General features: G+C 43.2%; 24 protein-coding genes and 2 riboswitches. Of the genes, 12 read left to right on the top strand and 12 right to left on the bottom strand.

What is annotated here, in order from left to right; genetic code table 11:
- Nucleotides 1-49: 49 nt before the first annotated feature.
- From J6I44_RS02480 to J6I44_RS02505, 6 genes are all read right to left on the bottom strand, one after another.
- Nucleotides 50-1,000 (bottom strand): L-lactate dehydrogenase, encoded by a 951-nt coding sequence (locus J6I44_RS02480; protein WP_265764366.1) that lies wholly within the window; start codon nt 998-1,000, stop codon nt 50-52.
- A 2-nt stretch (nt 1,001-1,002) separates the two neighbouring features.
- Complete coding sequence (locus J6I44_RS02485; protein ID WP_265764367.1) at nt 1,003-1,950, bottom strand: helix-turn-helix transcriptional regulator; 948 nt, start codon at nt 1,948-1,950, stop codon at nt 1,003-1,005.
- Between the two features lie 210 nt (nt 1,951-2,160).
- Entirely contained in the window at nt 2,161-2,796 is a 636-nt protein-coding gene (locus J6I44_RS02490) for an RsmG family class I SAM-dependent methyltransferase (protein WP_265764368.1), read from the bottom strand.
- Nucleotides 2,797-2,808: 12 nt separating this feature from the next.
- On the bottom strand, nt 2,809-4,698 hold the full coding sequence (gene mnmG / locus J6I44_RS02495; protein WP_265764369.1) for a tRNA uridine-5-carboxymethylaminomethyl(34) synthesis enzyme MnmG: 1,890 nt from the start codon (nt 4,696-4,698) through the stop codon (nt 2,809-2,811).
- Nucleotides 4,699-4,958: 260 nt separating this feature from the next.
- Nucleotides 4,959-5,273 (bottom strand): hypothetical protein, encoded by a 315-nt coding sequence (locus J6I44_RS02500; protein WP_265764370.1) that lies wholly within the window; start codon nt 5,271-5,273, stop codon nt 4,959-4,961.
- A gap of 446 nt (nt 5,274-5,719) precedes the next feature.
- A complete protein-coding gene (locus J6I44_RS02505) occupies nt 5,720-6,364 on the bottom strand; it encodes a phosphoribosyltransferase (RefSeq protein ID WP_265764371.1) in 645 nt (214 codons plus the stop codon).
- 210 nt (nt 6,365-6,574) lie between these two features.
- Nucleotides 6,575-6,670: riboswitch (TPP riboswitch) on the bottom strand.
- Nucleotides 6,671-7,067: 397 nt separating this feature from the next.
- Between J6I44_RS02505 and J6I44_RS02510 the strand changes: the two genes are divergently transcribed.
- The 10 genes from J6I44_RS02510 to J6I44_RS02555 all read left to right on the top strand — a co-directional run bounded on the left by J6I44_RS02510 (nt 7,068) and on the right by J6I44_RS02555 (nt 18,002).
- Nucleotides 7,068-8,228, top strand: coding sequence for a c-type cytochrome (locus J6I44_RS02510; protein WP_265764372.1), 1,161 nt, complete (start codon nt 7,068-7,070; stop codon nt 8,226-8,228).
- A gap of 24 nt (nt 8,229-8,252) precedes the next feature.
- Nucleotides 8,253-9,908, top strand: a complete 1,656-nt coding sequence (locus tag J6I44_RS02515; protein ID WP_265764373.1) for a hypothetical protein — start codon at nt 8,253-8,255, stop codon at nt 9,906-9,908.
- Nucleotides 9,909-10,054: 146 nt separating this feature from the next.
- On the top strand, nt 10,055-10,852 hold the full coding sequence (locus J6I44_RS02520; RefSeq protein ID WP_265764374.1) for a L,D-transpeptidase: 798 nt from the start codon (nt 10,055-10,057) through the stop codon (nt 10,850-10,852).
- 246 nt (nt 10,853-11,098) lie between these two features.
- Nucleotides 11,099-11,569, top strand: coding sequence for a hypothetical protein (locus J6I44_RS02525; protein ID WP_265764375.1), 471 nt, complete (start codon nt 11,099-11,101; stop codon nt 11,567-11,569).
- A gap of 22 nt (nt 11,570-11,591) precedes the next feature.
- Nucleotides 11,592-12,452 carry a transporter gene (locus J6I44_RS02530; RefSeq protein WP_265764376.1) on the top strand — a complete coding sequence of 287 codons (861 nt, stop codon included), beginning with the start codon at nt 11,592-11,594 and terminating at the stop codon, nt 12,450-12,452.
- A 31-nt stretch (nt 12,453-12,483) separates the two neighbouring features.
- Nucleotides 12,484-12,951: a MamS/MamX family magnetosome protein gene (locus J6I44_RS02535; protein ID WP_265764377.1), complete on the top strand. Its 468-nt coding sequence runs from the start codon at nt 12,484-12,486 to the stop codon at nt 12,949-12,951.
- Nucleotides 12,952-13,036: 85 nt separating this feature from the next.
- Nucleotides 13,037-13,528 (top strand): hypothetical protein, encoded by a 492-nt coding sequence (locus tag J6I44_RS02540; protein ID WP_265764378.1) that lies wholly within the window; start codon nt 13,037-13,039, stop codon nt 13,526-13,528.
- Between the two features lie 179 nt (nt 13,529-13,707).
- On the top strand, nt 13,708-14,442 hold the full coding sequence (locus J6I44_RS02545) for an ABC transporter ATP-binding protein (RefSeq protein ID WP_350356659.1): 735 nt from the start codon (nt 13,708-13,710) through the stop codon (nt 14,440-14,442).
- A gap of 4 nt (nt 14,443-14,446) precedes the next feature.
- Complete coding sequence (locus J6I44_RS02550; protein WP_265764380.1) at nt 14,447-16,810, top strand: ABC transporter permease; 2,364 nt, start codon at nt 14,447-14,449, stop codon at nt 16,808-16,810.
- A gap of 4 nt (nt 16,811-16,814) precedes the next feature.
- Complete coding sequence (locus J6I44_RS02555) at nt 16,815-18,002, top strand: efflux RND transporter periplasmic adaptor subunit (RefSeq protein WP_265764381.1); 1,188 nt, start codon at nt 16,815-16,817, stop codon at nt 18,000-18,002.
- An 88-nt stretch (nt 18,003-18,090) separates the two neighbouring features.
- Here the strand turns inward: J6I44_RS02555 and J6I44_RS02560 are convergent, their stop codons facing one another.
- From J6I44_RS02560 to J6I44_RS02575, 4 genes are all read right to left on the bottom strand, one after another.
- The gene (locus J6I44_RS02560) at nt 18,091-18,408 is read right to left on the bottom strand and encodes a hypothetical protein (protein WP_265764382.1); all 318 of its coding nucleotides are present in this window, start codon (nt 18,406-18,408) and stop codon (nt 18,091-18,093) included.
- A 557-nt stretch (nt 18,409-18,965) separates the two neighbouring features.
- Nucleotides 18,966-19,199: a hypothetical protein gene (locus tag J6I44_RS02565; RefSeq protein ID WP_265764383.1), complete on the bottom strand. Its 234-nt coding sequence runs from the start codon at nt 19,197-19,199 to the stop codon at nt 18,966-18,968.
- Nucleotides 19,200-19,203: 4 nt separating this feature from the next.
- Nucleotides 19,204-19,602: a TraR/DksA family transcriptional regulator gene (locus J6I44_RS02570; protein WP_265764384.1), complete on the bottom strand. Its 399-nt coding sequence runs from the start codon at nt 19,600-19,602 to the stop codon at nt 19,204-19,206.
- 335 nt (nt 19,603-19,937) lie between these two features.
- Nucleotides 19,938-20,031: riboswitch (TPP riboswitch) on the bottom strand.
- A 481-nt stretch (nt 20,032-20,512) separates the two neighbouring features.
- Complete coding sequence (locus J6I44_RS02575) at nt 20,513-23,716, bottom strand: chemotaxis protein CheB (RefSeq protein WP_265764385.1); 3,204 nt, start codon at nt 23,714-23,716, stop codon at nt 20,513-20,515.
- Nucleotides 23,717-23,994: 278 nt separating this feature from the next.
- On the opposite strand from J6I44_RS02575, the gene J6I44_RS02580 reads away from it, so the two are divergent.
- Nucleotides 23,995-24,342 carry a hypothetical protein gene (locus J6I44_RS02580; protein ID WP_265764386.1) on the top strand — a complete coding sequence of 116 codons (348 nt, stop codon included), beginning with the start codon at nt 23,995-23,997 and terminating at the stop codon, nt 24,340-24,342.
- Nucleotides 24,343-24,655: 313 nt separating this feature from the next.
- Here the strand turns inward: J6I44_RS02580 and J6I44_RS02585 are convergent, their stop codons facing one another.
- Complete coding sequence (locus J6I44_RS02585; protein WP_265764422.1) at nt 24,656-24,991, bottom strand: TIM-barrel domain-containing protein; 336 nt, start codon at nt 24,989-24,991, stop codon at nt 24,656-24,658.
- On the bottom strand, nt 24,904-25,374 hold the full coding sequence (locus J6I44_RS02590) for a TIM-barrel domain-containing protein (protein ID WP_265764387.1): 471 nt from the start codon (nt 25,372-25,374) through the stop codon (nt 24,904-24,906). Before J6I44_RS02590 ends, J6I44_RS02585 begins: the two co-directional genes overlap by 88 nt.
- Here J6I44_RS02590 and J6I44_RS02595 point away from each other — a divergent pair.
- Nucleotides 25,373-25,837, top strand: a complete 465-nt coding sequence (locus J6I44_RS02595; protein ID WP_265764388.1) for a c-type cytochrome — start codon at nt 25,373-25,375, stop codon at nt 25,835-25,837. The genes J6I44_RS02590 and J6I44_RS02595 overlap by 2 nt on opposite strands.
- Nucleotides 25,838-25,860 lie beyond the last annotated feature (23 nt).

Here is a 25,860-nt window from a genome sequence, read left to right on the forward strand (position 1 = left end):
ATTTGTGTTTTGTCTAAGTTCAGTATTTTCAATGAGATAGAGGGTGTTTTTAATCCTGGATATCCATTCCTTTAAGTCTTTGTTGTAAAATAGCAGCCGATTTTTTAAGCCCCTTTATTTCCTTCGTATTCAGATCTGGTGACATAATGTGTTTAATTCCTTCTATTCCCAGGCTGGCGGGGAGACTCATGCATACATCTTCAATATCATACTGTCCATCGCAATAGACCGTAATGGGGATAACTGACTTTTCATCTTTCAATATTCCTTCAACAATGCGAGCGATAACGACACCAATGGCTGAATTGGTAAACCCTTTGCGTTTTATAATCTCATATGCGGCATTTTTAGATTCTTCAAAAATACGGTTGAGGGCATCTTTATCATATGGTTTTCCTAAGAGGGTATTTTTGAGGATGGGTTTACCACCAATATTTGCCTGGCTCCAGATGGGAACTTCCGAATCCCCATGTTCTCCAAGGATATAGGCATGTACTGATCGGGGATCCACATCATAATAACGTCCAAGTAATGAACGAAAGCGGGCCGTATCTAAGAGGGTACCAGTACCAATGATACGTTTGGGGGCTCTGCTACTAATTTTTTGTGATACATAGGTTAGGATATCTACAGGATTGGTCGCAATGATGAGAATAGCCTGTGGAGCATATTTGTCTAAGTCGGAAATAATACTATCAAAAACTTCGGCATTTCTATTTAATAATTCCAGGCGAGACTCATCTGGACTTTTTTGACCAACACCCGCTGTAACCACAACAACCTGTGTTTCTTTAAGATCTTCGTATCCACCTGCCCTTACTTTTACATTTCCCACGAGTAGTTGGCCATGCATTAAATCCATGGCCTCTCCCTCAGCTCGTTCTTTATTCAGGTCAACTAATATAATTTCACTGGCAATACGTTGGTTAAACAGGGCATAGGCTGCAGCGACACCAACGTTTCCGGTACCTACAATAGCAACAGATCTTTTTTGAATCATAATTAATTATTTCTTTCCAGCATTTTTTCTAAAATATTATTTCTTTTTTCTACTAACAGTTCCGGACTAATGATTTTTGTGTTATCTGCAAACTGCAGAAGCCACTCATTGATAAAGTCCAGATTATTAAACTTGAAAGTGATCCTTACAAAATTAGGATTTTTGTCTTTTTCCTTAATTATTTTCGTCGGCAGATTCGCCCTGAACCGGCTTAAAGTATTTTTGTGTACATCTACCGTTATTTCGCGTGAAGATTCGTTAGATCGAAAAATAAGCCCTTCTATGTCGATTTTGCCATGTGGTACAAATTCTTTGTTTGAAATTGCCACATTTGACATCCGGTCGAGCACAAAGTTTCGGATATCATCTCTTTTATGAGAATAACCAATAACATTCCAATGATCTTTATAGAAAACAATAATATAGGGGTCAATTTTTCGAGAGGAGGGGGACTCTTTGGACTTTGGTTGGTAGTCAAAAGTAATGGTTTTATTTTCAGCAATAGCATTACTTATCAAAAACCAGTTGCCGCCTTCTTTTTTTTCGGCTCCGAAATTCATATATGGATCAACAACTGTTCGTTTGTCTAATGATTCCATAAAGTCCAAAAGGTCATCCGGAACGACTTCCTTTATTTTAAGCTCTACCCCTTTTGCATCATTGATGAGCGTCTTGTCTACTTGTGATTTCACAAAATTAAGCCCGACAAGGATAGTTGCTAATTCTTTTGAAGTAAACATTAGGGGTGGAATTTTATATCCTCTCATAATGCCATACCCCTTATACTCATCCCAGGTTACAGGCACATTCATTTCAGACAGAGCATTAAAATCTCTAAATACGGTCCGTCTGCTTATATCGAACTTTTCTGCTATGTCATTGACACTCAATCGATTAGTAGCTTGTTGAAGCATAAGAATGAGCTTCATTCGCCGCTCAGAACTGTTCATAGAAACTCGGGTTATGATTGGAAAGACTTTCGACTTAATATAAGCGAATTGAGGTTCTAATACAGCTTAAATAGAAGTGTTTTACTCTTATATTCAACGAGACTTTGACTTCAATATGCAGGTATAGATGCAGCGGGCCGGCTAAATTGAAGGTGTATAAAGAATGCTTTTTCTCTGAGGAAGGGGAGGGGATAGGATTACTATAGCCCTTTATTTACGTTGAATTTCTATCAGGGCTTTACCTTTGTAGAACTTTCCTCCTTCAGAAAGGTTATGGCACTCGATTGATAGGGAGGGGGTAATGCCATCGAGTTCCTTTTTAAAATCCGTTCCTTTGTAAAGAATAATGGATTTCCAGGGGAGGTGGGAAGTCATATTATAAAGGTCATTGATCTTGAAAGCATGTTTGGAAATGAGTAAAAAAGGATGGGTTTCCTGTATGTTTTCAATGGAAGAATCAGCTACCTGGACGTTTGCAACGTTAAGTTTCCTAACTATTTGCTTAATAGCTAAGCATTTTTTGGAAACAATATCATTGAGAACAAAACCCTTTGTTGGGTTGGTTAGAGCTAAAGGAAGGCCGGGAAGTCCGCCTCCGGTACCAGCATCGACGATGTTTTCGGCAGATTTAAAACCCTCAAGATGTTCTAAAAGCAAGGAATGCCGCAAGTGGTTTTCAATTGTTTCACGTGGAACATTCCGACTAACCAAGTTAACGCGCTTATTCCACCATAAAAGTTGATCAAGATAACTATTTAAAGCTTCTTGGTGCTCTGTAAAGGTGCTGTTAATCTGCTCAAACGTTTCACGTGAAACGTTTGAGGTCGAAATATTATGGTGTTTCACGTGGAACATTGTTTAGTTCTTGAGATAAACCATCAGGACAGAGATATCGCTGGGGGAGACACCGCTAATTCTGCTGGCTTGTCCTAGGGTTTCCGGCCGAATACGATCCATTTTTTGTTTTCCTTCTGCAGAAAGGCTGTTGATTTGGTCGTAATTAAGGGTGTCAGGAATCAGGGTGTCTTCCTGTTTTTTCATCTCTTCAACCATTTCAAACTCTTTTTCAATGTACCCTGCATACTTAATCTGTATTTCAACCTGGTCCAACACATCTTTATCATCCGTTATGGCAGAGGTCTTAGCTGATAACTCTTCATCTGCATTCAGCAAATTATAAATAGAGAGTTGGGGTCTTGGGATAAGTGTCTTGGCCTTAACCGGTTGCGAGAGTTTGCTTGTCCCTTGCTCTTCAAGCATGGGGTCCATTTTCTGGGGGTAGACCGTATAGTCTGCAATCAGGTCATGCAGCTTGTCAATCGCTGCTTTTTTAGTTTTGTAACGTTCGAATCGCTCTGTTGAAGCTAATCCGATATTATGACCAAGTTCGGTTAATCGGAGGTCGGCATTGTCTTGACGGAGTAAGATGCGATGCTCTGCACGGGAGGTAAACATTCGGTAAGGTTCTTCGGTACCTTTTGTGATGAGGTCATCAATGAGAACTCCGATATATGCTTCTGACCGCTTAAGGATAAATTCTTCTTCTCCTTTGACCTTCCGGGCAGCATTGATGCCGGCCATAAGTCCTTGACAGGCAGCTTCTTCATAGCCGGTTGTGCCATTAATTTGCCCGGCAAAGAAAAGGCCCTCCGTGATTTTAGTCTCCATGCTTCGCCTTATCTGATATGGAGGAAAGTAGTCATATTCAATAGCATAACCGGGGCGGAGCATTACAGCATCTTCAAAGCCGGGAATAGTGCGCAAGGCATTGTATTGCACATCTTCCGGAAGGGAGGTAGAAAATCCATTAAGATACATCTCATAAGTGTCCCACCCTTCAGGTTCGAGAAAGAGTTGATGGCTGTTTTTATCAGAAAAGCGATTTATCTTGTCTTCAATGCTGGGGCAGTAGCGAGGGCCGGTGGATTCTATAGTCCCATTGAACATAGGGCTTCGACTAAAACCTGTCTTAAGCGTCTCATGCACTTCTTCATTAGTAAAACCGATCCAGCAGGTGAGTTGCTCTTCTTTAGAAGGGAGCTCTTCAGTCATAAAAGAAAAAGGACTAGGATCACTATCCCCATACTGGATTTCGAGTTTGCTGTAATCAATGGATCGACCATCCAGGCGGGGTGGGGTTCCGGTTTTGAGCCGTCCAACTTCAAATCCAAGTTTTTCAAGAGCTGCGGAGATGCCAATTGAGGCCCTTTCTCCTGAACGTCCGCCCCCAAAGTTAGTCTCCCCAATGTGCATTAGGCCATTTCCAAAAGTACCCGTGGTAAGTATAATTGATTGCGCCTCAAAGGTTTGTCCGGTTGAGGTTTTAACACCTGTGGCTTTCTTTCCATCATTGGTGGTGAGAACATCCACAACATTATCCTGGCGAAAATGCAGGTTTTCCTTCTTTTCTAACTCTTCGCGCATCATGTTGCTGTACAATGCGCGATCACTTTGGCAGCGGGGACTCCACATAGCGGGACCCTTACTGGTATTCAGCATCCGGAATTGTACCGCTGATTTGTCGGCTACAACACCGGTCAAACCGCCCAGGGCGTCAATTTCTCTTACCAGCTGTCCTTTGGCGACACCACCAATGGCGGGATTGCAAGACATCTTGGCAATAGCATCCAGGTTCATCGTAATAAGAAGGGTTTTTGCCCCCATTTCTGCGGCTGCACCGGCTGCTTCGCTTCCAGCATGGCCTGCACCGACTACAATAACATCATATTTTGGAAAAAGAGAACTCATATATGGTTAAGTGTATGTTTTTATTACACTTAGGTTAATCAATTGGCGGGAAGTATGACTTTGCTGCAATATTAAGAAGTACGTTCAACTCATTGAGCAGCATTTCCCATTTAATCCCTTAAAATAAGGATTTTTAAAGGAAATTTTAACTTCTATAGAATTAAATACGTTGGCGGAAAAATTATAGAGAGTAGTCGATTGGGAATGAATATTTCTACTCTCTTATACGGAGCCTAAAAGGAGAGGAGTAGCTATCTAATCTATTGTGCATCCAAAAATTCTACAATGGTATGCCAGATAGCTAAAAGTTTGGTGTCTGCTTCCTGATGAAAGGTTTCACCGGATTCGGTTTCAATGGTACAAGCTTTTCCCTCAATTGTAACGGGCACGTTGAATTCTTCTTCTACCTTAATAACAACGGGCATTAGCCATTTCCATGAAAGATGAAACTTCATGTCTTCGACGGTCAAGAAGGCCAATGGGATGTCTTTGACATCATCCTGGTCAATTTTGATGGTGCTTCCCATTAGCTCTTTAATAAGTCGACTTCCTTTATTAATCTCTTCAGAGGTCATTAAACTATGTATTGGTTAATTTTTTTAGGCATCTAGCAATAGAGATGGTATAAACGCGACCAAAATCTATAACAAATAGATAAATAATCAAAATAGGGGTTTCCGGGGAAGACAGCTATAAAAAACTCGATACAAAGATGATGCTTGAGAGTATGGGAGCTGTAAGAGGATGAGAATAGGTACGACTTAAGAGCCATACTTATTTTTGAATCAGTGTTTACAATATATGAAAAATAGCCTATATAGAACAAATAATTATAGTATTATTGCCTTAATCTATAACTAATATGCAATTAATATATAGATATATAATAATCTTTATATAACTAAGAAGTGATAGATTTTGAAAGTTATATAAATAAGGTGCTACTCTCTTATACCTTATTCTGTGCATTTATTAAGCAGCAAATTCCATTAACGAGGATTCTGTTCAATTTTTAATTGAATTAGGAACGATCTTTATTCAATTTATACCATTTTTTTAAATAGGGGATAACATCTTCGTCGCTCAGATTGGAAAAGTCACGGTAGCCTTGAGATACTGCCGTTAATTGTTTTGACTTAAAAAGGATGATCACCTCATCTGCTTCGCCTTCAAGCTTAGAGATTCTTTTTATAGCTGATACCGGTGCTGCTACCACAATCTTTTCAGCATTTTTCTTTGTGCACATCCGAATGGCTGCCATCATTGTTGCCCCGGTGGCTATACCATCATCAACCAGTATAACTACTCGACCTTCGAGGGTGGGCAAGACCCTGTCATCACGATATGTCTGGATTCGCCGTTGAACTTCTTTGGCTTCTCGTGCTTGAACCTTAGTAATTATATCTTTTGAGATATACCGATTTGACCAAGGGTCAAGGTATAGGCTTCCATCTTCTGCAATAGCACCAAAGCCGGCTTCAGGTTGTTCAGGGTAGCCGAGTTTTCGAGTGATAATTACATCAAAGTCACATTCCAAGGCAAGTGCTACATAATATCCGACGACCACGCCACCACGGGGAATAGCTAAGACTATAGGTTTGACTTTTTCATATTTCTGTAATGCTTTTCCCAGTGCTACTCCTGCCTGTTTCCGATCCGCAAACATTCCTTCTACTGCTTTTAAATTAATCTATAAGTGCATTTTAGGAGTTCTGAAAATTAAATTTAGGTTTAAGCAGGTGTAGAAATATAGGCTATTATCCTAAATTAATGAGAGGGATACCCCTATGTGCTGGTCCCTGCACAGTATGAGGCTATGTAGACAGTCTACAGGTGGGATGGGCTGACGTTGTATCTACTACTCTATGGGATCAAAATAAAAAGTCAACGGTTTCCTTTCGCCGGTATCACCCGGGTCAAGTTCAAGAGGTGTAATCTCAGTCCCAATTAAAGGACACCCTCAACCATTGACTTTCCATTCAGGTATCGACAAAGATAGACCGTTGCACACATCCCGTTATTTCCTTTAAGAGAATCCCGGGAAGCAACCCACGGTCGTTATTTTTGGACTAACCGTTTGAAACACCGTAGCGCATCTTACAGCTGTGCATATTCATTTTTTCAAAGACTCTTTCTAAATGCTATCTGAAATATATTAGCCTAAGATAAACTCAGGTGTAATGTTTTCTTGGAAGTGTCTGTAAAATTTTCTCCTACAAAATGTTTAAAGCTGAATATTGCTTGGGTTGGATAATGCAGGACAACGAAGATTGGTTTTTGAGGGAAAACCCTACAAAAGAGATAGCAATATTTTAGTAAGCTCCAGGTAACAAGAAAATACGTCCCAGAGAGTTAAGAGGAATATAAATATGGAGAGTGAGAAGCTAATTTTATATCCACTCGTGTTAACACTGGTATTGTTTCTATTAGTCGGCGCAGGATATCATAGCCCGCAGCCGGGGGTTGAAGCAGGTGAGGTAAGTTGTTTAGGGCCAGATACTCTTTCCCAAAAGCCAGGAATGGAGCTTTATCTGTATGCCTGTGTGGCCTGTCATGGGGTAACAGGTCGTGGGGTGCCGCAGGGGCAACTGGGAATAAATACGCCTGTGCCGGACTTTACAGATTGTGACTTTGCCAGCCGAGAGCCAGATTCCGATTGGATTGCTGTTACACACCAAGGCGGTCCAGTGCGGGGTTTTGCCAAAGAAATGCCCGCATTTGGAAAAGCATTAAGCGAGGAGGAGCTTCAAAAGGTTATGACCCATATTCGCACGTTTTGTGGGGATGATAATTGGCCAAGGGGCGAATTGAATCTGCCTCGTCCACTGGTTACGGAAAAAGCATATCCGGAGGATGAAGCCGTTATAAGTACCTCCATAGACATGGAGAATGAAGGGTTGGTTATGAACGAAGTGGTGTATGAGCACCGATTGGGAGCGCGAAACCAGTTGGAAGTCGTGGTTCCCTTTGGTTTCCGCCAATCAACAGCCGGTAAATGGGGCGGGGGGCAGCTTGGAGATATGGCTGTAGGTATCAAACGTGCGCTGTATCATAATATTAACAGCGGCTCTATTTTCAGCGTCACGGGAGAAGTAATTATTCCTACGGGAGATCGATTGACCGGTTTTGGCAAAGGGACTACAATTTTTGAGCCGTTTTTCTCATTTGGGCAGATATTACCGGCTGGGAGCTTTCTTCAAATCCAAAGTGGGATGGAGCTGCCGATGCTAAGAGAGAAAGCCAAAGAAGAAGCTTTTTGGAGGGGAGTGGTTGGAACAAGTCTTACGCAGAGGCAATGGGGGCGGACGTGGTCTCCGATGGTCGAGATACTTGGGGCAAGAGAACTGGAGGTCGGTGCGGTCAATCACTGGGATATCATACCCCAGGTCCAGGTAACGTTAAACAAACGCCAACATATCATGATGAATGTAGGGGTTAGGATTCCTGTCGATGATGCCGGAAGAGATACCCAGCTGATGGTATATATTCTGTGGGATTGGTTCGACGGCGGCATATTTGAAGGATGGTGACTATTCTGAAGTAGAGCAAAAAGTATGAATAAGCGAATAATTGTTTTGATATCATTGCCAACAATGGCCCTCTTAACGGGAGCTGTATACAGTTTCATACATGTGGAGTCTAAAGAGCCAAAGGTGAGGGTAGAGGATCCCTACCATCAATTCTTTGAAACTGCCGAAGCATGCATGAGTTGTCACAATGGTATTCTAACACCAGCAGGTGAGGATATTTCTTTTGGCACCGATTGGCGGGCAACTATGATGGCTAATTCTGCGCGGGATCCCTACTGGCATGCTGCTGTACGACGTGAGGTAATGGATCATCCAGAATCGCAGTCTGTCATCGAAAGTGAGTGTTCGACTTGCCACATGCCGATGGCACATTATGAGGCCTTATATAACGGAAATAAAGCACAAGTGTTTGCCAATTTGCCGGTGAATGAAGCTGTAAGCCGAGAAAACATATTGGCAGCTGACGGGGTCTCTTGCACCTCCTGCCACCAAATTACCGAAGAGAAATTGGGGACCTACGAAAGCTTTGTGGGGAGATTTGTCATAGATACGCTGAAGCCGATTGGACAGCGCGAGGTCTATGGTCCCTACCCGGTAGATGCCGGCCGGGTCCATATTATGCATTCTTCGTCAGGCTTTCTCCAGGCGCAATCCAAACATATTCAACTTTCTGAAGTCTGCGCCACCTGCCATACGCTGATAACAGAATCTTTGGGGCCTAATGGAGAAGTAGTCGGCGAACTACCCGAGCAGGTTCCCTACCAAGAGTGGAAACACAGTAGTTTTGTGGATAAAAAGAGCTGTCAGTCGTGTCACATGCCGGTGGTAAAGCAAAAGGTTCCAATATCTTCGGTCATGGGGGTTCCAAGGAAGGATGTGTCGAGGCATACCTTTCAGGGAGGTAACTTTTTTATGCTCAAGATGCTCAATCGTTATCGTGATGAGTTGGGTGTTCAAGCACTGCCCAAGGAAATGGAAAATGCGGTAACCCGAACTATAGACCACCTGCAAGGCAAGGCAGCACACCTGGAATTTGCCGACCTCGAGATGTCTAAAGGTGAAATACGGGCAAAAATCCAAGTAAAAAACCTTGCAGGACATAAATTGCCTACGGCTTACCCCTCTCGGCGCATATGGGTTCATTTTACGGTAGAGGATCAAAATGGGAACCTGATTTTTGAATCGGGTGCTCTTCACCCAGATGGATCCATCGTTGGTAATGACAATGATCGGGATGCCTCGACTTATGAATCTCACTATACAGAGATTACCCAGTCCGACCAAGTGCAAGTCTATGAAACCATCATGGTAGGGCCGGATGACAAAGTGACGACTGGTCTGCTGACAGCTGTGCGATTCATTAAAGACAATCGAATTCTGCCGGACGGTTTCGATAAGATCACTGCGGAAGATGAAATTAGTGTTCAAGGGCCAGCGATGGGAGATCTGGATTTTATAGGAGGCAGTGATCAAGTTACCTACCGGGTTGATATAGAAGGGATAAAAGGTATGCTACAGGTAAAAGCCGAGCTCTGGTACCAGCCCATTGGGTTCCGCTGGGCACAAAACCTGACGCCCTATGATAGTCCCGAAACCAATCGGTTTGTTGATTATTATGATTCCATGTCTGGAGAATCTGCTGTTAAACTGGCTGGTGCCAATAGAATCTTGGAGCTGTAGTGAAAAAAAGAGCAACCTCAATCAATATCATTACATATCGAAACGTTTTATTCATCGTAGTGACGGTTATGCTTCTTTTGGTTCCCTATGACAAAGAAGGCCCCTTAGCCTTTTGGGATAGTACTTGTGCAAAGTCACCTAAGCAAATGCCAGAAACCACCCATGTTTTTGAGGATACAGTAAAGGTCAGGGATTATTTTAAGGTTATGGACAGCATCATATCTCGGTATGACTCTTTACTGAATTATCCGGTCACAGAGCATATGATCGTTCGCTATAATCCATGGGTGATCGATTCATTAGCTGCTACCGACTATTATCGATTAAAGGAACATGGAATTACTAATCTCCATCCCAAAGAGCTGCCAATCTTTGAGCCGGATCAGCATTTGATTATTCCCGATTCTACAGCCGCAGATAGTTTGAGCCGGCTCTTTGAACAGGCCTATCTGGATGTAAACATACCTGAATTTAAGCTTAGAATTTGGCAAAAAGACAGCGTGATCTATGAATTCCCGGTGCGCGTGGGACGCAATGAGCGTAAGTACCTGGCTATGGCGGGCAGAGTTGTAAATCTGCAAACGCATACCGGGAAAGGCGCTATCGTTCGGCATATAAAAGAACCAGTTTTCATCAATCCCAGCAATAACCACGTGTATCATGTCACCCGGCGGGATGATGGCATTGTGACCGGATTGCCCAATATTCCCTGGCTGGAAACCGAGATCAATGGGGTGCGTTATGGCCAGCTTATCCATCCTACCACTAATATCGAAACATTGGGAAGAGCTTATTCAAACGGCTGTATCGGTACTTCGGAGGCGGCCGCTTGGTACATTTATTATTACGCTCCAATAGGTACCCGGATCGTCATTCGGTATGATTTGGAGGTTCTCGATAAAAATGGGAATACCACACGGCTTAGAAATATATATGATGGTTAATATAGCTTTTAGAAAGCTATATTAACCATACAAAAAGCTAAGAGGGCATCTGAAACCCAAAATTACTGGAGTTAGGTAACGGATTAGATGGGGATAGCGATATGATACTCACAGGCTGTAATATTTTTCTCTACATATTAGAGCATATTTAAACCACAGCTTTTATCAAGGAAGCCACCACTTTGCCAGACCTAAAAGTTGGGGAAGTTTAAGCCGTAAAAATAATCACAACAAAACTCAAGAGCTATGGAACGCTTAATGGTATTATTACTTCTATTGGTGCTGGGCAGCTATACAACCATTTTTGCACAACAAACCGGGCAGCAACACCAGCAGATGCAGCATCAAATGCAGCAGATGGACCAAATGATGCAACAGATGAATCAACTTATGGAGCGAACCCACATGATGAACCGGGACATGAATCAACGTATGCAGCAGGTTCAGGATGAGCAGATGAAAAAACAGTATCAGATGATGCATCGATTTAATGAGCAAATGCAGATGACGTTAGGCAACATGAAGAATGCCGCGGAACGGTGCAATCAAATGATGCAGGATCGTCAGATGACGCGTGATCAGAACATGAAACAGGATATGGATCGACTTCGTGAACATTTGCACAATATGACAGGAGAGGCAGAAGAAACGGTTCAAACTATGGAGCGGATAACGAAAAGCTTACATCAGCAGGAATCAATGGGTGGTGGGAACTAAGTACTACTGAAAGATTCATGAAATGAAATATTATATCCATTCATTATTGGTAGGGGAGGTGTTGCTTTGGGCCTTGGGAGCAGGCCCGGTCAAGGGGCAGGCTATTAATTATTCGGGATCTGTACAATATGCCACCGGGTCTTACTATTTTACCGAACAAACCGGGAGTTTCTATTTAAATAATGGATTTGGCGTTGCCGGAGATGCGGTTAGCATATATTTGAATGTACCATTCATAGCTCAGAATACTCCGTGGGTTTCTTATACAAATACGGGGGTTGGCCCACTGCCTACCGGTGGTCCACATAACCGGTTGGTTGGAGGCAGAAATGGAGAGGGAAACCGCCGGGGGAGAAGAATTGATCCGGGGGTAACAGATACCCTGAATTTTACTGAAACCCATTTTGGAGATCCCTCACTTTCGGGGAGCATAAAGCTTTATAGCTCAGAGGTTGGCCGGTCGTCTGTCAATGGAAATATCGGCATCAAAATACCTTTTACCGATGCTAGTGACGGTTTCGGTACCGGGGCTTGGGATGTCGGTGCGGGGGTGTCTTGGTCACAACGTGTGGCAGATACGGTTTTGCTGGTATTAAGTGGAATGTATTGGCAGCTTGGTGATATGGATGATCTCAATTTTAACAACATCCTGAGTTACAGTACTGCAATCGGGCAAACTTTTCAGAATGGTAAGTTGAGAGTAGTGGCTAATTTCTTTGGATCGACTCAAATAATTGATGATATCGACCCTCCGCTCAGTACTGGCGTGGGGTTCGGTTTCCAAACTTCAACGAATGTTTCCCTCAATACTAATCTGCTAATTGGATTAACGGAGTCAGCTTCGGACTTCAACATAGGTGCTGGGTGGAGCATAAAACTTTAATATTAACCCAAAACTGAATGAGGAATTGAAGATGAAAAAAATAAAGATATGCATAGTAGTGTTAACAGCCTTGGTTACGACTGTGGCAATGGTTACGACAACGGCTTGGGCTCAACAGCGGTCTGGTCGGGAGATGAAGCAAATGTATAGCCGGAATTATGATGTGAACACAGTTGAAACGATTCAGGGAGAAGTCATGGAAGTCTCTTACAATCCGAGCAAAAATAATAGGGTTATGATGGGGGTTCATGTGACCCTTAAAACCCAAAATGAGACTGTCCCGGTGCACTTGGGGCCGGTGTGGTATATGAGTGAGCAAGATTCGTTAAAAGCGGGAGACAAGATTGAAGTAACGGGCTCCCGTATCACATTCAATGGGGCGCCGGCTATTGTTGCGGCCACAGTAAAGCGAGGTGGAATGACACTGAGGCTAAGAGATGAAAATGGATTCCCAGTGTGGAGAGGCTGGAGAATGCGAACAATGATGAAGAATCAATAAGTTTTTTAAACCGCTAATAGACTAAAAAACTAATTTTATGGAGATGGAGTTATGCTTTATCTCCAGATAGAAAAGGGAGGCAAACATGGATATCAATGCTGCACATCTTCATTTAATGGTCAATCATGTTCCCATTTTGGCAACATTCTTTTCCATGGCTATTCTGGCCTGGGGAATGGTTGTCCATCAACAGGCTATAAAAAAGGTAGCACTCGTCGGTTTTATCCTGGCCGGGTTGACGGCCGTTATCGCGGTGCAAAGCGGGGAGAGGGCTGAAGATATTGTTGAGTCGGTGCCCGGTGTATCCGAGGAAGTTATTCATGATCATGAAGAGGCAGCGGAAACGGCCCAGTGGCTGACCATCATTTTGGGAGTTTCAGCGATCGTGGGTCTCTTTATGATGAGCAAACAGACCAGGTATTCGAAGCATATCATATGGTTTTTGCTCATCTACAGCTTGGCAGTAGGATCAATGCTTGCTTATACGGCCTATCTGGGTGGGAAAATTATGCATCCTGAGTTGACCAACGATGGTCTGCCTTCCCAGGGAGTGGAAGGCGAAAATAATGAAGACTAATATTTACTTAAGGGGGCTCAAATAGTTACTGTCGTCATATGCAATGATGGACGGGACTATACAACTATTCGGGATGCGGAGTGTAGGAAAATCACCTACAAAGAAGGTTTCATTCTCAGACAATGAGTTAAGGGATTTCTTTACAACAACATCCCAGGATGAATTGTAACATGTAATTTATGAATGCAAATGTGGCAAATACCATAGCTCATGAAACAATATTTTCTACCCGGAACCTGACCAAAACCTATAAGATGGGAGTGGTAGAGGTTCAGGCTTTGCGCGGCATTGATATGGAGATATATGCGAGTGAGATTGTAGTATTGCTCGGTGCATCGGGAAGCGGAAAATCTACGCTGGTTAATATTTTGGGTGGTTTGGATACGGCTACAGCAGGCCAGGTCCATTATCGCAAAGTTAACCTCACGGAAGCATCTGAGAGTGAGTTGACCAGCTATCGACGCCTGAGTGTGGGATTTGTGTTCCAGTTTTATAACCTTATCCCCAGTCTGACCGCCCGCGAAAATGTAGCTATCGTTACCGAAATCGCTGAGCATCCTATGAAACCGGAGGAGGCGCTTGCACTGGTCGATTTGGAGGAGCGGATGGACCATTTTCCGGCTCAGCTCTCGGGGGGCGAGCAGCAGCGTGTGGCTATTGCCCGGGCCGTGGCTAAGAATCCGGATGTGCTGCTCTGTGATGAGCCCACCGGTGCGCTCGATTCCAAAACCGGTATTATTGTGCTTAAAGCGCTACAAAAAGTTAATCAAAGCCTGGGAACAGCCACCGTGCTCATTACGCATAATGTCGTCATCGGTGGCATGGCTGATCGCATCATCAGCCTGCATGATGGGAAAATTGCAGGGATCAGGGAAAACAAGGTAAAGCGATTGCCGGAAGAAATGGAGTGGTAACGCCATGAGAGCAATAAATCGGAAGCTTTTTCGGGACATCTCCAATATGTGGGGCATGGTCTTTGTCATCGCTCTGATGATTATTTGTGGTTCGGCCACCTATATCACCTTTTTAAGTACACTCGACTCCCTTAGGCAATCGCAGGAATCCTATTACCAAGAGTACTATTTTTCAAATGTGTTTGCCTCACTGAAACGGGCTCCCAATGCTTTGGCCAGTCGCGTACGAGAGATTGAGGGCGTAAATCGTATAGAACTACGGATTCAATCGGGCGTAAATCTGGAGGTCCCTGGTTTTGATGAAGCAGTGACAGGCATGGTCACATCACTGCCTGATGAGCGAGAGCCGCTGTTGAATAGATTGTATCTGCGCGAAGGACGTATGCCCAACCCTTATGTTGAGAACGAAATTGTGCTGGGCGATGGATTCGCGGAAGGGCATGGTTTAAGTACCGGGGACAAGCTGATGGCTGTCATTAACGGTCGGAAGAAAGAACTGACGATTGTAGGTATCGGCTTGTCTCCCGAGTTTATATTTCAGGGACAGCCGGGTAACACCTCGGGGGATTTATTGCGGTTTGGCATCATGTGGATGCGGCGGTCGCCGCTGGAGGCGGCCTTTGATATGGATGGAGCCTTTAACAATGTGGTACTCTCAGTAACACGGGGAACTAATGAAAAGGATGTAATCGTACAGTTGGATCAAATCCTGAAATCACATGGCGGGCTTGGAGCCATAAGCCGGGAAGATCAAAATTCACACTTTTTTATTACCGAGGAGTTCAAACAATTAAAGCAGACTGCTACTATTATTCCTACCATTTTTATCTTGGTGGCTGCCTTCCTGCTGAATGTGGTAATTAGCCGACTGGTACGTACACAACGAGAGCAGGTGGGCATTTTAAAAGCCTTTGGCTACACGAATTACGAGATCGGGATTCACTATTCGCTAATGGTATCTGTCATTGTACTCATAGGACTCGCGGGGGGGATACTGTTGGGCCATGATCTTGGACAACGGCTATCAGCACTGTATGCCAGTTACTATCGGTTCCCTTTCCTGCACTTTGAAATAAATCTATGGGATCTTATCGCAGCCTCGTTCATTTGTATGGCAGCTGCATATAGCGGAGTGTTTTTTTCAATTAGGGAGGCCGTTACCCTGCCACCTGCCGAGGCGATGCGTCCGGAACAGCCCAAGATATACCATAAAAGTATATTGGAGAAGATGGGGGCATCTGATTTGTTGGATCAGCCTACTAAAATGATTTTACGCCAAATGGGACGGCAACGGATGAAGATTGTCTTTGGAGTTTTGGGCGTCGCTTTTGCAATTGCATTGGTGATGCTGGGCCGGATGAGTAACGATTCCGTAAAATATGCCGTAGAGGTGGAATTCCGCCAGGCGAATCTATTTGATCTTGGTGTATCCTTCCGAGAGGGGATTTCCAAACATGCCATTATGGAGATCCAGCGAACCCCCGGTGTGTATTACAGTGAGGGCTACCGTTCGGTTCCCGTACGGATGATAGCTGGACATCGCAGGTACCTTACAGCCCTCGAAGGGCACTATACCAATATGAAACTGAGACAAATACTGGACACCGAACAACAACCTGTTGAAATCCCTGTTGAGGGTTTGCTGATGAATAAAACCCTTGGAGAGATATTAAAAGTTGAATCAGGAGATACCATTACCGTTGAGTTTATGGACGGGAGCGGGCGTATGGCACAAATCCCGACTGTTGGCTTTATCCACCAGTATTTTGGGCTGGGCTGCTATATGAATATTGAAAAACTAAATAGCCTGTTGCCGGAAAAAAGTCTAGTATCCGGCAGTTACCTTGCTATTGATCGGGCTTATGAGGATGAAATAACCGCCTTTCTCAAAGAAAGTCCATTTGTAGGAGAAATAATATCCAAACATCGAATGATCGAACGTTTTTATGAGTCAACCGCCCAAACCTGGCTGATTATCGCCCTGTTTATATCACTGTTTGCCGGCGCTACGGCCTTCAGTGTCGTCTATAACAATGCGCGTATTTCATTATCCGAACGAAACCGAGAGCTGGCGAGCCTTCGGGTGTTGGGGTTAACGCGGGGAGAGATCTCCTATATTCTGCTGGGGGAATTGGCCATTGTTGTACTGGTTGCCATCCCAATAGGCTTCTTTATAGGATGGGGCATAACATACTTTACCCTATGGTCTATGCAAACCGAGCTTTACCGGATACCGATGAATATAACAGCTGCTACCTATGCGCTGGCTGCCCTGGTGGTAATAGTATCGGCTGTATTTTCGGGCTGGCTGGTACGCAGAAAATTAAACCGTTTGGATTTAATAGGTGTTTTAAAAACAAGGGAATAGAGCCATGAAAATCACAAAAAAACAGTTGTTTATATCAGCCTTTTCCATATTGGTGGTGCTCTTGGTAGTTTGGGGATTTCTTCCTTCGCCCGTACCTGTAACGGTGGATCAGGCCCGGGTTGCCCCCCTTGAAGTAACCATAGAGGAAGAGGGTAAAACACAGGTAGCCGATCGTTACACCATTTCGGCACCGGTGACCGGTTATGTATTAAGAATTCAGCACGAAGTGGGAGATACGGTAGCTGCCAACCAAGAGCTCTTTCAGATCCAGCCCGTCCCCGATTTGATTAGTGCACGCCAGCGTGAAATAGCCCAGTCGCAGTTTGAGGCCGCTAAATATAGACGGCAGCAGGCCATGGAGCATCTTAATCTTTCCGGTGAGGAAAAGCGTTTGGCTGATTTAGAACTGCAACGCATTCAAAACCTTTTTGATGAAGGGATAGGGAGTGAGCAGGGGCTGGATAATGCCAAATTAGCCGCCAGACGCGCTGCCGCTCAGAAAGCATCGGCGGAATTTTCATTAAATATTGCCGAACATGAAATACAGGCCGCCAAATCGGCACTGCGATCATTCCAGGCATCAGGGGGAGGGGAACAGATCTCTATACGCGCTCCAGTCGGAGGGCACCTGCTGAAGATTCACCAGAAGAGTGAGGGAACCGTGCAGGCGGGGACCCCCATCTTAGAAATCGGTGATCCGTTATCTCTCGAAATAAAGGCAGACCTGCTTTCCGCTGATGCCGTGCAGGTGCGCAGGGGAACCGCGGTGCGGATTAAGCGGTGGGGTTCCGATACAATTTTAGATGGTGTTGTTCGGGTTGTAGAGCCATCCGGATATACCCGAATATCGGCGCTGGGGGTCGAAGAGCAGCGTGTACCGGTGGTGGTGGATATACTGTCGTCCCGTCAACAGTGGCAGGCGCTGGGGGATGGCTACCGGGTGGTGGCAGAGTTTATTATCTGGCAGGGCGATAACGTATTGCAGGTTCCCTCTTCTTCACTGTTTAGAATGGATGAAGAATGGGGTCTTTTTTTGGTGGACGGTGGATCGGCCCGATTGCGTCGCGTTGAAGCGGGGCGCCAAAACGGATTGCATACGCAAATTGTTAACGGCTTGGCCAAGGGAGAGACGGTCCTCACCCATCCTGATGAGCGTATTGAAGATGGTGTGAGGGTTGAAATTCGGAATTGATTGCCACTGCACAACGAAAACCTGGTATTATAGCTGTGCTAGCTAATTAAGATTAATTTGGAGGGTCCGGTATAGAGAAGGTATGGCACTATCTGTAAGCATTTTTTATATGAGATAATTGGGAGGGATTCATATGATGCAACATTTGATCGATCAGTGTGGTTTGTTGCTGCGCCAGGTTATTTACATCGTCAGGATCGCCATTCATGAGCATATAAACGCAGGCTAACCCTGATAGCTTCCAGTCTTTGTAAATATAATGGGGCTTACTACGGAAAATTAAATAGAAATGTTCTTCCAGTGGTATATTGAGTGTTCGAAAGACTTTCATGGTATGGTTTACAGATTGTTCAATATCAATTAAGCCATCTTCATCTGAATGAAGAAAATCACTTGCGTAATACATACATCTTCTTCTTATAATATTGTCCATGAAATGCCTAATGCCGTAAGAGTGGTATTCATCATATGATATATGCGGAAGCTGTTCCATATTGCTTAACCTTTTGTAAGCTTAACTGCTTCTATAAAAATAATGGCAGTTCGTATTATTGGTGTAAGTTATTGTTGGCTTGTAATGTGGAAAAATAACCTACATGAATCCCTCTGTAACCGGTTGATACGGTCGCTTGTGGTTGCCTATTCTCTTTTTAATGTTATCCATATCCAGTTTTCATAGATTATTCATCTGCAACAACCAGAAACCCTTTCATACCTGTGGCATAATTCACTTTCAGGTCGCCATACTTTTTCTCAACTTGTGTTCAAGTTCATTAAATCAGCGGTAAGCTTTTCGATGTATTTATCACGTTCTTGTTTTGCCTTTTCCATAACAATTCCGCTAAGATTAAAGATGTTGTATTAAGGAATAATTATTACAGCCTTCTTAGTTAATGGATAATCTTGTCTATCCATTAAAAATTATTGCCTCCTAACGAGACTGTTATTAGCGGGTCTGCCTCTCTATAAGTCTAAATGCAAGTCGATGTAATCAATAAGGTTCTGGAGTGCTTCCTCTTCGGTACTTCCGGTAGCCGAGATTGATTTTCCCCCCTTCGAAGAGGCCATAATTTTAATACCATCCCAATGTTGGGCCCGTTCCTTTATCGAAAACCCCCGATATCCTTTAGTGGATAGAAGGTGAGGGCGTTCGTGAAAGACAGATTCTTGTCCGCGGTTGTCATAGCGATTATTCATAACGTTATTGGTCTTTAACTAATCCTTTTTGTTTAGCCTCAATACTGTAACGTGTATGAGGTACAGCTTCCAGCCGTTCCTTTGAAATAGGTTTACCGGTAGCCTGGCAGATACCATACGTCTTATTTTCTATACGCTCCAGGGCATGGTTGATATGTATGATGTATTCTCTGACTCTTTCAATCTGGAGATAATTCATCTCTGATTCCTGCTCTTCTGAACCAACATCGGCCATGTGATGGGCAAGGGAAGAGTAATCCGCATCATCTGCTTCACCCAAATTAGTTTGGGCATTACGAACCTCTTCGAGCCTTTCTGCAGCATCGTTACGCTTTTCAAGCAACACCTTTTTAAAGTGCTTGAGCTCCTCTTCCGTAAAAGGATATCTTGATGTATGGGACATGGTAAAGCATTTTTTAAGTGATTATCTCTATTTTATTTACGGTAGCAAAGGCAGAAAATCTGTGGGAAGAGCACTGAAGTTACTGTAGCGGGAAAACGTACAGATAAGAACCTGTTCGGCTCCAGTAGATTTTGTAAAATAGTGTGGCTTTCTTCAATCTCTTTAATTGTATAGTTAGACGGATCATTTGTACTCTCCCTTTAAATGTCACCTTAGCAAGTATATACATTCATAGTATCCAGAAGCTGTTCTGGGGTTACCAGAGGGCCCCGCATCCTATAATGCATAACAGTTTCATATGGGAGTTATGAGTACTACCCGGCGGATACGCCCACCAATAAAGCCAACGGTTTCCTTTCGCCGGCATTACCCGGAGCAAGTTCTTTAGGTATATTCTCAGCCCCCTCAAGGGCACCCTCAACCACTGGCTTTCAATGTCAACACTATTCAGGTGTCAACAAAGAATAGCCGTTGCGCACTTTCCATTTTTCCTATTATGAAATCCTGGAAAGAAGCCCCCGGCTTTAAATTCAGGGCTTATCGTCGGTAGCATTTTATGCCACTCATGACTGCGCATATCCATTATTTCAAGACTCTCTCTTGTATCTTGAATCTGATAGTAATATAGAAGTCGGCACTAAATTCATTTGTAGTGTTTCTTTGCCGGACAATGTAAAAGATTCTCCTACATTACCGGCCAAAAGGATATGAATTGCTATCGGGACTAAGATTTAATAGAAGGCACGGAAGAGTTAAATTGAGAGCTGATATTAAAGAACAGCATTGCGATGAATTGAACCCATTTATTTAAGTTCATTCTTAGTTTGTAGTAACTGGTAGCTAAGACGGTCGTCAGTTTAGGATAAGGTAAATTCCTTTCTTGGCTGCAAAAAGTGTTATCCCAAACGGACTATTTAGCAGTATTTTCTTCTATTGGCAGTACACACTTGACGATAGTACCACCTTCTTCGGAGACTCTTTTAATTTCTGATTTTCCTCCCAATAACTCAGTACGGTAATGCATTATATTGATACCTTGGCCATTTGTATCTTTTTCCCGATTGTAGCCAATGCCATTATCTTCAATGGTTAGGTTCAACATATTGTTATCCAAGGAAAGGGTGATATCAATTTTCTGTGCATTCCCATGTTTGATGGCGTTTGTGATCGCTTCTTGGGCAATATAGTATAGGGAAGAAGTAATAGAATCGTCGGTTATCCGCCCGGAGATATCATCGGTAGTCAACATACACTCTACGTCATATACATTTTTTGTTTGCTTGACTAACAAAGTAAGCGCATCAGAGGCAGAACTGACACTACCAGCCAGAGGCAGTACAAAATGAGAGAGCCCCCGTATGTTTTGTAAGGATTCAACGATCAGTTGTTTGATATCATTGATTTCATTCCGGCTGTCTTCATCCAGTTTTTTTATTTGTGGACTCGAGTCCAGCATCAACTTGATAGCCAGCAGGTTTTGACTTATCTCATCATGCAAGAATTGGCCGATACTCCAGCGCTCTTTCTTCTCTACGCGTAACACATCTTGTTGGAGCTGTTTTTGAATTTCAATCTTTTCTTCAAGTTCTGTTTTAACCTTTTCTAATTCGGTTATGTCCACGAATGTGAGCACGGCCCCTTCAACCTTATAATCCGTTGTATTATACGGCTTGATATGCATCATATATGATTTGCCCTCGCTGCTGCGAATCTGTTTTTGTATTGGATCCAGCTTTTTATCACCCAGCATCGATTCGATTTGTTTAATAAGATCTTCTTCTTGAATATGATGTGTGATGTGAGAGAGGGGGCGGCCTAAATCTGAAGCAATTAAATTAAATAGCTTGTTTGTACTCTGAGTAAAACGCTTGATTCGCATTTTAGAATCAACAAATAAAATCCCAATTTCAGTTGCTTCCATCAGGTTCTTCAGGTCGTTATTGGCTTTCTGGAGCTCCTCGATCTTTGTCTCGAGCTCTTCATTAACAAATTTCAGTTCCTCATTAACCGATTGTAACTCTTCTTTGCTGGTCTCCAGTTCCTCTGTAGTGGTCTGCAGTTCTTCATTCATTGACTGCAGTTCTTCATTGGATGCCATCAATTCCTCATTAGAGGTACCATACTCCTCTAAGACTTGCTGGAGCTGCTCCCTGGTCTGTTCCAGTTCTTTCTCTAATTGTAATACTACCTCAGACTCTTCAAACTCCCGATTATCCGTCGGAATTTTCTGGTCTTCATCTTTACCAGATTCTTCCATTTCCTCAAACACGATTTGACGATATCCCTGGGGAATTTTTGAGCCCTGAATAGGCCTGATCTTAAGATTAAGATGTAGCAACTGATTTTGTAATTGTACGGCCACATTTTTAGTAATGGTTGGAGCGTCATCGTGTTGGTTGAATTCAAAAATGATATTTTGTAATGGCCGACGAATTTGGGGAGATACCATTTTCAGCAGATCATGGCTGGGTTCTCCGCCTGCATAATGCAGATACCGGTTAATCCCTTTTGAGGAGTGCATTACCTTATTGTCTTCATTTACTATAATACTCGGTGGGGCGTACTGATCGGCCAGTAGTGAATGATGGATTTCATCAAAGTTCAATTTTCCGGTATCCAGGTTTTTCTTTCGCCAACCAAGGTTAATTTGCTTCATATTAGGCAAAAGTGATAAAGGGGGAACATCTCGAATAGAAGAGGGTACCCGTCGTGATATATAGATACCCTTTGATTTATTAACTGGTGCAAAATAGTCTGAAGCAGCAATGGTAGAATCAGATAAGCCCAAAAATAAATACCCTCCCGACCGCAAGGCGTGGTGTGCTATTTTTAATGTTTCACTCTGCAAGTCTTTTTTGAAATAAATCAACAGGTTGCGAAAGGAAATTAAATCCTGGTTTACAAATGGAGGATCTGCAAGAATATTGTGTTTGGAAATTAATACCATGTTGCGAATTTCTTCGCTGATCTGGTATCCTCTATCTTCTTTGTGGAAGTAACGCAATAACCGTTCTTCTGAAATTTCTGAGGCTATTGTTTCCGGATATATCCCTTTGCGAGCAACCCTGAGGGCATCATCACTAATATCGGTACCGAATATTTTAATATGTGGCTTATAGTCCAGTGTTGAGGCATACTCATCAAGCAAAATAGCCAGGGAGTATACTTCCTCCCCAGTGGCACAGCCGACCACCCAGATGCGAATGGGTTTATCGACTTCCTTGTCTTTAAACAGCTTGGGGATGATCTCTTCCGCAAGCTGTTCGAAAGCTTCGGGATCGCGGAAAAAGTTGGTAACGCTGATCAGCAGATCATCGAAAAGCCAATCAATTTCATCGGGATTTTTGTCTAAATATTCCCGGTACTCCGTAATGGTTTTGCAGTTTGATATATACAACCGGCGCTGAAGGCGTCTTAGAACAGAAGATCTTTTATACTGGCTGAAGTCGTGATTCTTTTTTGAATCCAATAACTTAAAAATTTCACCCAGAGCCAGCTTTTCTCGTTTATCGAGCTGCTCTTCCTGCAGCGGCATCTCTATTTTGCCTAAATTATTTTTGTAGTCTAATACCTTTTGGGCCAATTCCTTCACGGGTAATTCAAAATCCACGAGGTTAGTCTCTATGGCACTAAGGGGCATGCCGTTATAGGCAGCTTCTTTGGGGTCCTGTACCATCATAATACCGCCATGTTCTTTTATGGCTTTCAGTCCCAGGGAACCATCACTGCCGCTGCCGGAAAGGATAATACCTATCGCTTTTTTTTCGCATTCTTCGGCCAGTGAACGAAAAAAGACGTCAATGACGGCTTGTGAATCTTTTTCTTTCTCTTCAACCAGCAATTGATCGCCTTGAAGGCGCAATTGTTTACTGGGAGGAATGATATAAATGTGGTTAGGTTCAACTTTGGTTGTACCGGAAACCTGCTGCACATCCATGGGAGTGTGTGAGGAAAGCAATTTCCCCATTGCACTTGATTTTTGTGGTGCCAAGTGTACAATAATTACAAATGCCATCCCCGAGTCATCCGGCAAGTGGTCAAAAAACTTTTGCAATGCCTTCAATCCGCCGGCGGATGCTCCGATACCAACAACTGGGAAATCAATTTCATTCATATTTATATGATATGTATTTATATAATGAACCCTTGCCCTTAGTATACGTGATTTACTGAGTAATTTTACTACTATAATAATTGTAAGGAAAAATACTATGCATAGCGAAGAATTGGAAAAGATAAGCCCTATCCAAAATAAAGGTAAAGCAGTGGCAGGAAATATCCCACATTGAACTTATCCACTCTCTTACAATGTTGTTAGTACGCACTTCATATAATAAACAGCCCCAAAGATAATGTTACCATGCCAAGCTTAAGCCGCGGGGGATTTATTTTATGGGTAATGAAGAAGTTACAAAAGATAAAAAATCAGATAGCCGTCTTAGCATCGAAGGAACGCATATTTTGGATAGAGAACTTGCTACCCTTCAATTTTCCGTTTGGGATATAGCCAGGCAAAAAGGCCATACAAAATTCGTTGGATCTGTTCCTGAGACTGCGGAATTTCTTGAGCGCCAAGATTTAGATAACCTTGAAGTGTCTGCCCTGGACTTGGAATATATGCACTCCCTGCAACCTGTTTCTGCTGAGCAATGGATTAGCTGGTATTACCAGACGGCTTTATCAAAGTTAGAAGACAATAACTTTGACAATGGGGTACTGGTTCCTTATCCGGCTAAATAGCCAATCTTACAAGATGGATAACTTGTGTCCTCTATGATACTGATATCTATGTAATCCCAATCATGCTAAAGAAATAGAAAAGGACCAAATATAAATAAGGTTACTTTGGGATAAAAAGGCATATAAGGATGATTCTCGCTCCAACATATTTTGCAGAGAAAGACTTGTCAGGATTAACCTCCCGAGGTACTTACCTACCCATAGGAAACAGCTTAGGTAAGTCAGGAGGTTTTACATTTTGACCGATGTGATGCCATTAATCTGATAAAAAGAAAGAGCAGGTCAGGGGCTGATATAAGTGTTGGCTTTTAGTTTAAAATCCTATCGTTAGTTCTGAGCCATCAGTGGGAGAAGGCCTGGATTCAGCTATCTCTAGTGATTTTTTATAGATTTCCTTTAAGTCTGGAAGTTGCTTTTCTGCCCCATTTCTGGCAAACAGTGGTGTCTGTACCTCAATAGTGGTCGGTCCTTCGATAGTATTGGAGTGGTCCCAAACATCAACCCATGAGCCTTCAGGAAGGTATACCTTTCGGCTATCTTTTTCCCCAATGACGGGGCTCACTAAAATATCTTTACCATACATGTATTGATCCCAGATACCCCATGTTTTTTCATCTTCCGGAAATTTAAAAAATAATGGGCTTGCAATAGGAGTTCCATCTTGTGTGCTTTTGTAGCTAATTCATAAGTGTAGTCGAGCATGTGCATTTTTAATTTGGAATACAAACGGTAAATAGCAATTAATTCCGTGTCATAATGCGGCTCACCCAGCATATCCCAGGGGGCCCGGTCAGAAATAGGGCCAACCTCCATCATTGGTGTAAAAGCACTGAATCCGAGCCATCTAGCCAGTACATGCCGGTCGGTGGGATCTTGGTATCCACCTGTGTCAGATCCCCAGAAAGGGAATCCCATGATAGCGGATCGCTGCATTCCAATAACAGCATTTCTGAAACCTAACCACGTACGGTAATGGTCTCCTCCCCAAGGAGTAGCATATTGTCGTGTTTTGGTGTATCCGGCTCGAGGCATGACAAGACCTTTCTCAATTGAAGAGTGGCAGTCAGCACTTTCTGAAGAGGGTAACCCTCAGCGTGGAAGGAATGTGTTTTACTCAGTTCATTCTACCTGCTCAACCTGTCACGCAGTAAAAGAGAGAGGCGGTGACTTGGGACCAGCATTAACCAATGTTGCAACATCCAAGACCCGGGAGCAATTAATACATTCCATATTGAGGCCTTCAGAGGAGATCAGTCCCCAGTGGCAGGGATGGTACATTGAGCTGAAAGACGGTACCAGAGACCAAGGGCGACAGATAAACGTGGGATATGATGATATAGAAATTTATACACAGGCCGGTGAAGTAATTAGTTTCGACAAGAATGAGGTGGTTGATTACGGTGTGGTTGAAAGCTCACTGATGCCACCCGGATTGCAAGCACGATTGACCGTTAATGATATGAAGGATTTAATATCATTTTTAGAAGTACAATGAAGCTAAGAGAAAAAGAAACAGGA

Origin of the sequence: Fodinibius salsisoli (assembly GCF_026229185.1) — a bacterium.
GTDB classification, from domain to species: domain Bacteria; phylum Bacteroidota; class Rhodothermia; order Balneolales; family Balneolaceae; genus Fodinibius; species Fodinibius salsisoli.